This window comes from Falsihalocynthiibacter sp. CO-5D18 (assembly GCF_041205445.1).
GTDB classification, from domain to species: Bacteria; Pseudomonadota; Alphaproteobacteria; order Rhodobacterales; family Rhodobacteraceae; genus Falsihalocynthiibacter; species Falsihalocynthiibacter arcticus.
On record NZ_JBGFCF010000074.1, the window covers coordinates 1 to 641 of the forward strand.

The following is a 641-nucleotide window of genomic DNA, read 5'->3' on the forward strand; positions in this document are numbered from 1 at the left end:
GCATTCTAGCGAGCATCGGTTCCGGAATGGTGTGTGGTGCCCTAAACGGATTTATTATTACCAGAATTGGTGTGCCCTCCATTGTCGCGACGATTGGTACAATGTTTTTGTTGCGCGGCTTGGTAAATGTCCTGGCTGAAGGCAAAGGCATTCCTTTGGTGCAGCTGCGGGAATCAGCATTCCACCCTATTTTGGTAGGTCGCATTGGCGGCGAAATTCCCATGCAGTTTGTATGGTTTTGTCTCATCTCAATCCTGATGATCACAGTTTATCGAAGGCACATATTTGGAAGCCACGTTCTATTTGTTGGTGACAATAAGGATTCCGCAAAAATGATGGGCATTCACTCGGATCGCGTCCGAATGACTAGCTATGTATTGTTAGGCGCGATGTCCGCACTCTCGGCCATTTTCCTACTATCCGAGGTTACATACTTTTGGCCAACCACGGGCGAAGGTTTCTTGCTTCCTGCCCTAGCTGCCGTCTTTATCGGAGGAACCTCAGTTTTCGGTGGGCGCGGAAGCATGTATGGCACGTTTATTGGCATACTGATTATCGGTTCTTTGGAAGCGGGCATCGTGGCAATGGGGGTCCACGGATTTTACACTCAGTTAATCTATGGGGCGACCATTACGATTGCA

At 48.8% G+C, this 641-nt stretch carries 1 protein-coding gene; it reads left to right on the forward strand.

Features of this window, described 5'->3' with window-relative positions; genetic code table 11:
* Positions 1 to 641, forward strand: a 641-nt coding sequence (locus AB9F27_RS21950) for an ABC transporter permease (protein WP_369758210.1), incomplete at both ends; no start/stop codon positions are given.